This is a genomic window from Flavobacterium sp., from assembly GCF_046317795.1.
Taxonomy (GTDB): Bacteria; Bacteroidota; Bacteroidia; order Flavobacteriales; family Flavobacteriaceae; genus Flavobacterium.
Genome location: NZ_JBKCVI010000095.1, coordinates 1 through 7,464 on the forward strand (window position 1 = coordinate 1; position 7,464 = coordinate 7,464).

8 protein-coding genes are annotated in these 7,464 nt (G+C 32.9%); 7 read left to right on the top strand and 1 reads right to left on the bottom strand.

Annotation, left to right across the window (positions count from 1 at the left end; all coding sequences use genetic code 11):
* The first annotated feature begins 143 nt into the window (after positions 1–143).
* Positions 144–803: an alpha/beta hydrolase gene (locus ACK5ON_RS05705; protein ID WP_396173621.1), complete on the top strand. Its 660-nt coding sequence runs from the start codon at positions 144–146 to the stop codon at positions 801–803.
* Positions 804–852: 49 nt separating this feature from the next.
* Positions 853–1,746, top strand: coding sequence for a lytic transglycosylase domain-containing protein (locus tag ACK5ON_RS05710; RefSeq protein WP_409820724.1), 894 nt, complete (start codon positions 853–855; stop codon positions 1,744–1,746).
* 108 nt (positions 1,747–1,854) lie between these two features.
* Here ACK5ON_RS05710 and ACK5ON_RS05715 read toward each other — a convergent pair whose 3' ends face one another.
* Entirely contained in the window at positions 1,855–2,370 is a 516-nt protein-coding gene (locus tag ACK5ON_RS05715; RefSeq protein ID WP_409820726.1) for a DUF2892 domain-containing protein, read from the bottom strand.
* A 157-nt stretch (positions 2,371–2,527) separates the two neighbouring features.
* Between ACK5ON_RS05715 and rpmH the strand changes: the two genes are divergently transcribed.
* From rpmH to ACK5ON_RS05740, 5 genes are all read left to right on the top strand, one after another.
* The gene (rpmH, locus tag ACK5ON_RS05720; protein ID WP_008464848.1) at positions 2,528–2,689 is read left to right on the top strand and encodes a 50S ribosomal protein L34; all 162 of its coding nucleotides are present in this window, start codon (positions 2,528–2,530) and stop codon (positions 2,687–2,689) included.
* 95 nt (positions 2,690–2,784) lie between these two features.
* On the top strand, positions 2,785–2,961 hold the full coding sequence (locus tag ACK5ON_RS05725; RefSeq protein ID WP_396173617.1) for a hypothetical protein: 177 nt from the start codon (positions 2,785–2,787) through the stop codon (positions 2,959–2,961).
* On the top strand, positions 2,962–3,453 hold the full coding sequence (locus ACK5ON_RS05730; protein WP_409820728.1) for a DUF6169 family protein: 492 nt from the start codon (positions 2,962–2,964) through the stop codon (positions 3,451–3,453). It begins immediately after the preceding gene.
* A 37-nt stretch (positions 3,454–3,490) separates the two neighbouring features.
* Positions 3,491–6,370: a carbamoyl-phosphate synthase large subunit gene (carB, locus tag ACK5ON_RS05735; RefSeq protein WP_396173613.1), complete on the top strand. Its 2,880-nt coding sequence runs from the start codon at positions 3,491–3,493 to the stop codon at positions 6,368–6,370.
* A 178-nt stretch (positions 6,371–6,548) separates the two neighbouring features.
* The coding region (locus ACK5ON_RS05740; RefSeq protein WP_409820731.1) for an AAA family ATPase at positions 6,549–7,464 on the top strand (916 nt) is incomplete at its 3' end.

The window sequence follows — 7,464 nt, forward strand, 5'->3', positions numbered from 1 at the left end:
ACTAAAGTCTCAAATTGACGGGCAAAGGTGTTGTCTTTAATTTCCATTTTTTCCGAAATTAACGCATCGTTCATAATCATGTGAATTAAAAGGATTAATTTTATGCAAAAATACTAATAATTTACTGATTTTGAGTTAAAAAAATGACTAAAATTCATGTTTATTTTATGCCAGGAATGGCTGCAAGTTCAAAAATATTTGAAAGAATACAACTCCCAAATGACATTTTTGAAATGCATCTGTTGGAATGGGTTATTCCAAACCAAAGGGAAAGTTTGAAATCCTATGCAGAGCGAATGTCAAAAAATGTGTTGCATGAAAATGCAGTTTTAATTGGAGTTTCTTTTGGTGGAATTTTGGTTCAGGAAATGAAACAATTTTTAAACCCAAAAAAAGTTATCATTATATCAAGTGTAAAATCAAGCACAGAATTGCCAAGGAGAATGAAAATTGCTAAAACTACCAAAGCGTATAAACTGATTCCCACAAAATTGTTTGAAAATATAGAACTCTTGGTGAAATTCACTTTTGGTTCCTCAATTATTAAGCAAAGGTTAGTTTTGTATGAAAAATTCCTTTCGGTTAGAGATAAACGATATTTAGATTGGGCTATTGAAGAAATTATTAACTGGGAAAGAATAGCAATTGACCATGAAATTATTCACATTCATGGCGATTTGGATGAAGTTTTCCCACCAAAATACATCAAAAATTTCATTTCAGTAAAAGGTGGTACTCATATTATGATTTTGAATAAATACCGATGGTTAAATGAAAATCTTCCTAAAATAATTCAAGAATAAATGCAATTCAGGCCTGATTTTTGTAGCTTTACAAAAGAAATAATATTTTATGCAAAAAAGTAAAACCTCCATTTCAATCTTAGTTGTTATTATAATTTCTGGATTTTTAATTTTTGCCATCTCTGGAGATCGTAAAGACAAAAAAATGCATGAAGGAACTGCTATGTATTTTCCAACAGCTGTAGATTTTGCAGGCGAAAGCGCACCACTTCAAGTTACAGATGTAAAAGAACGATTGGACAGAGAGTTATTAATTAATGCCAATTTACATTCTACTACAACCTTAATCATTAAACGCGCCAATAGGGTTTTTCCAATCATTGAACCAATACTTCAAAAGTATAACGTGCCAGATGATTTTAAATATTTGGCGGTTATTGAAAGCGGTTTAACCAATGCGGTTTCTTCTGCCGGAGCAAGAGGTGTATGGCAATTTATGCCAGATACAGCCAAAGAAAAAGGAATGGAAGTAAATGAAATTGTAGACGAACGCTACCATTTAGAAAAATCAACCGAAGCGGCTTGTAAATATTTGTTGGCTGCCAAGGAAAAATTTGGTTCATGGACACTTGCTGCTGCATCTTATAATGGTGGAATGAGCGGCATTTCAAAAAAGATTGAAGAACAAAAAGTAACTAATTATTATGACTTAGCATTAACCGAAGAAACGTCTCGTTACGTTTTCAGAATTTTGGCTTTGAAAGAAATCATGAAACAGCCAGCTAAATATGGTTTTAGAATATTTTCCAGTGATTTATATTCTCAAATTCCAACCAAAAAAATAGAAATCGATAGTACTATTAATGATTTAACAAGTTTTGCCATGTCACAAGGGATCAATTATAAAATTTTGAAAATTCATAATCCTTGGTTGCGTGACAAAAAGTTACTAAATCCAACCAAGAAAAAATACGAAATCGAAATTCCAACGGAAGGATATTAGAAAGTTTCGAGTTAAAAATAATATTCATAAAAAAAAGTTCACAATTTTTGCGAACTTTTTTCTATTCAAAGAAACTCGTAACTCGTAACTTGAAACCCGAAACTGCAATTAAAACTTCTTCATTTGCTCTTTCATCATTTTGATTTGATCTTTCAACATGCCTTGTTTGTCCAATTTTTTGGCTTCGTTCAAAAGATTGGTTGCTTCTAACTTTCTTCTTCTTGACATAGCAACTCCAGCCAAATTTAATTTGGCAACGGCCAAATCCATATCCATATTCAATCCCAATTCAATCGCTTTCTTGAAATATTTCTCAGCTTGTGTCAAATTGGTTTGCGAAAGCATTAATCCGTGAAGGTAATTGAAATATCCTTGTTGTTTTCTAACCAAAGCCGTTTGGGGATTTTTAATTTTATCCAACCATACTTTTGCCCCAGCAAAATCTTGTTTTCTAAGTTTTAAGAAAGCTAAAAGGATGTATTCGTTTTTGTAGTAAAGAAAAATAGGAATTGCTGTTAGTAGTACTAAAAAAATCCCATTGCCAATATTTCCTTCTGTAAATTGCCAAACGCTTGTAAATAGTAATACAGCTGCAATTAGTAATTTTATAAATCTGTGAAACATAATTATATTTTTTTTGTGATTGCAAAGGTAATAAAAGGATTTGAAAATATTTTTATAAAACTACTTGCCAGAAAAAAAAAGGTTTGTATATTTGCACTCGGTTTAAAAGAACCCTAATACCCAAGAAATTAATACACGATTTTAAAGATACAAAGCAATGAGCAAAAGAACGTTTCAACCATCGAAAAGAAAAAGAAGAAATAAGCACGGATTTATGGATAGAATGGCTTCTGCAAATGGAAGAAAAGTGCTTGCACGTCGAAGAGCCAAAGGAAGACATAAATTGACTGTATCATCTGAACCAAGACACAAAAAATAATGATTATCAATTAATCAATATAAGGCCGTTACTTTTATTAGTAGCGGCTTTTTTTTAAATAAAAAAATGTAACTTTGTTTACTAAATAATTTTTTATGGAAGAGTTAAAAAAATTAGAAGATGCAATAAAAAAACCAAATAGAACTCAAGATGATATTATTAAGTATCTTTTAGCTAGTAAAGATGAAATGAAAGAAGATAGTAAACGTTTTTTCAAATCGGATAAGTTTCAAGAAATTCGCAAAAAGTTAAAGGAATTAAATAAGAAATAAATGAACTATCAATTTATTTATATTGGTGGAATACATAATAGTTATTTTTTTGAAACCAACGGTGGTATTATTTATGAAATAAAATTTAAACCAACACCCTACTTGTTTGGGAATGATGTAAAAGAAATTTCGAAAAATTTATTTGAGTTTGCAATTTTGGTTGAGTATAAACCAGCTTTAAAATTACCGCCGAGAGATAAGAAAATTGGAGCCACTGTTGTGGCTATTTTTATAGATTTTTATTTCAAAAAAGGAAACGCCGTTTCAATTTACATTTGTGATTCTTCTGACGGAAAAGAATTTATTAGAAAAAAGAAGTTTGATCAATGGTTTAATGAATTTAATAATGAAACTTTTCTGAAAATAGATGAAATGATTGTTGATAAAAACAAAAATAAATTTCCAATATCACTAATTATCAGTAAGTCAAATCCTAAAAGGACAATAATTATTGATGCTTTTATAAAAATTGCAATGAATCATTCCAAATAAAAAAGAAAAATTTATCTAAAAAAACAAACTAAATACAATGCCAAAAGACAACTCCATTAAATCGGTTTTAATCATAGGTTCAGGTCCAATTGTAATTGGGCAAGCATGTGAATTTGATTATGCGGGTTCACAATCAGCTCGTTCCATCCGCGAAGAAGGAATTGAAGTAATCTTAATCAATTCCAATCCGGCAACCATTATGACCGATCCATCAATGGCGGATCATATTTATTTATTGCCATTAACTACCAAATCCATCATCCAAATTCTAAAAGAACATCCTCAAATTGATGCAGTTTTGCCAACTATGGGTGGACAAACCGCTTTGAATTTATGTTTGGAAGCCGACGACAAAGGAATTTGGAAAGATTTTGGAGTAAAACTAATTGGTGTTGATATCAATGCCATCAACATTACCGAAGACAGAGAACAATTCAAACAATTACTTAAAAAAATAGGAATACCATCAGCACCTGCCGAAATTTGTACTTCTTTCCTTCGTGGAAAAGAAATTGCTCAAGAATTTGGGTTTCCACTAGTTATCCGTCCATCATTCACATTGGGTGGAACGGGAGCCGCTTTTGTTCATAACAAGGAAGAATTTGATGAAAAACTAACCTACGGTTTAGAAATGTCACCCATACATGAAGTATTGATTGATAAGGCATTGATTGGTTGGAAAGAATACGAATTAGAATTGCTTCGCGATAAAAACGACAACGTAGTTATCATCTGCTCTATCGAAAATATGGATCCTATGGGAATTCATACTGGGGATTCTATCACAGTGGCACCAGCCATGACCTTATCGGACACCACTTTTCAAAAAATGCGTGACATGGCCATTTTGATGATGCGCAGTATTGGGAATTTTGCTGGAGGTTGTAACGTTCAATTTGCTGTTTCACCCGACGAAAAAGAAGATATTGTGGCGATAGAAATTAACCCGAGAGTTTCACGTTCTTCTGCTTTGGCATCAAAAGCTACAGGTTATCCTATTGCGAAAGTGGCTTCAAAATTAGCTTTAGGTTACCATCTTGACGAATTACCAAATCAAATTACAAAACTTACTTCAGCTTTGTTTGAACCCACTTTAGATTATGTGATTGTGAAAATTCCTCGTTGGAATTTTGATAAATTTGAAGGTGCAGATAGAACCTTAGGATTGCAGATGAAATCGGTTGGAGAAGTGATGGGAATTGGTCGTTCGTTTCAAGAAGCACTGCATAAAGCCACTCAATCACTGGAAATAAAACGTAACGGACTTGGTGCCGACGGAAAAGGATATAAAAACTACGAACAGATAATCGAAAAACTAACTTTTGCCAGTTGGGACAGAGTTTTTGTAATTTATGATGCTATTGCCATGGGAATTCCGTTGAGCAGAATTCATGAAATTACAAAAATTGACATGTGGTTTTTGAAGCAATACGAGGAATTATACCTTTTAGAAAGAGAAATTTCTAATTATAAAATTGACACACTACCAAAAGAGTTGGTGCTTGAAGCCAAGCAAAAAGGATATGGCGACCGTCAAATTGCACATATGTTGGGTTGTTTAGAAAGTCAAGTTTATAAATTGCGTGATGAAATGAATATCAAGCGTGTTTATAAATTGGTCGATACGTGTGCGGCAGAGTTTAAAGCATTAACACCCTATTATTATTCCACTTTTGAAGCCGAAATTGACACGAGCAATTGCGAACTGGCGAAGCAAACGGCTACAGGAGAACGGTATGTTCACAATGAAAGTATTGTAACTGATAGGAAAAAAGTAGTGGTTTTAGGTTCTGGGCCTAATAGAATTGGACAAGGAATTGAATTTGATTATTCTTGTGTTCACGGAGTTTTAGCTGCGAAAGAATGTGGCTATGAAACCATTATGATTAACTGTAATCCCGAGACGGTTTCCACCGATTTTGATACCGCCGATAAATTGTATTTTGAGCCCGTTTTTTGGGAACATATTTATGATATTATTCGTCACGAAAATCCCGAAGGTGTAATTGTACAATTAGGTGGACAAACCGCTTTGAAGTTAGCTGAAAAATTATCAAAATATGGTATAAAAATTCTTGGAACTTCTTTTGATGCGCTAGATTTAGCCGAAGATAGAGGACGTTTTTCTGAATTGTTATCCGAATTGAAAATCCCTTTTCCAAAATTCGGAATTGCCGAAAGTGCCGATGAAGCATCTAAATTGGCAGATGTTTTAGATTTTCCTTTATTAGTTCGTCCTTCTTATGTTTTGGGTGGACAAGGCATGAAAATTGTCATCAACAAACAAGAATTAGAAGAACATGTAATTGATTTGCTTAAATCAATACCAGGAAATAAATTGTTGTTAGATCATTATTTAGATGGTGCGATTGAGGCAGAAGCCGATGCGATTTGCGATGGTGAAAATGTGTATATCATTGGAATTATGGAACACATCGAACCTTGTGGAATTCACTCAGGTGATTCGAATGCGACCTTGCCACCGTTTAATTTGGGTGAATTTGTGATGCAGCAAATCAAAGATCACACGAAGAAGATAGCTTTGGCATTGCGAACCGTTGGTTTAATCAATATTCAATTTGCCATAAAAGACGATATCGTTTACATTATTGAAGCCAATCCAAGAGCTTCGAGAACAGTGCCGTTTATTGCCAAAGCATATGGCGAGCCTTATGTGAATTATGCCACTAAAGTAATGCTCGGTGTAAACAAAGTAACCGATTTTACATTCAATCCTCAGTTGAATGGATATGCTATCAAACAACCGGTTTTCTCTTTCAGTAAATTCCAAAATGTTAATAAAGCATTGGGACCTGAAATGAAATCAACTGGCGAAAGCATCTTGTTTATTGATGATTTGAAGGATGATGCTTTCTATGAATTGTATAGTAGAAGAAAAATGTATTTGAGTAAATAAAGGATGAAAATTCCAATAAATAAAATTCCAAATTCCAATAAATGGGATTTGGATTTTTTTTGTGATTATAATTCGCCAAGTTTTAGGTTTAAAATGTAAACTTGGCGAATAATAATATTTATAATTCGCCAAATTCAATTAAAATGTATTATATTTGGCGAGGTATAAATTACTAGTTATGATAGTAGCAGGACGAGAAGACGAAATAAAAATACTTCAAAACTTACTGAATAAGAAGGGTTCAGAGTTTTTGGCTGTTTATGGCAGACGCCGTATTGGCAAAACCTATTTGATTAGGCAAGTCTATGAAAAAAGCATAGTTTTTGAAGCCAGTGGTTTGCACGGAAAAGAAATGGCACAACAACTAGAAAGTTTTTGGTTGGCATTGTTAGACGTAAATATAACCGAAAAACCAACCATTCCTAAAACTTGGTTGCAAGCATTTTCGTTATTAAAAATTCACTTAAATAATTTAGAAACTAAAAAGAAAAAAGTCGTTTTTTTAGATGAAATTGCTTGGTTTGAAACGCCAAAATCTGGATTTCTTGCAGCATTAGATAATTTTTGGAATTCGTATTGTTCCAAAAGAAACGATATTATTTTGGTTATTTGTGGTTCAGCGGCATCTTGGATTATTGACAAAGTCATCAACAATAAAGGAGGATTGCACAACCGAATTACGGCTCATATTCAATTGATGCCGTTTACATTGAAAGAAACCAAACAGTTTTTAGAACTTTCTAATGTAAAGCTTACTCTGAAAGATTTAGCAACTTTGTATATGTCCGTTGGGGGAGTTCCATTTTATCTAAAAGACATCAAATCTGGTCAAAGTGTCCCTCAAATTTTGGATGAGTTATTTTTCAAGCCTCAAGCCCTTTTGAAAAATGAGTTTGGTAATTTGTATGCATCACTGTTCAAAAACAGCGATTTGCATATTTCCATTATCAAAGCATTGGCAACAAAAAGCAAAGGATTGACTAGAAAGGAGCTTTTAGTAGATACGAAACTCACAAGTGGTGGCGGTTTTTCGAAATTATTGGATGAATTGGTAGCCTGTGGATTTATAAAAATTATATATCCAATTAATAAAA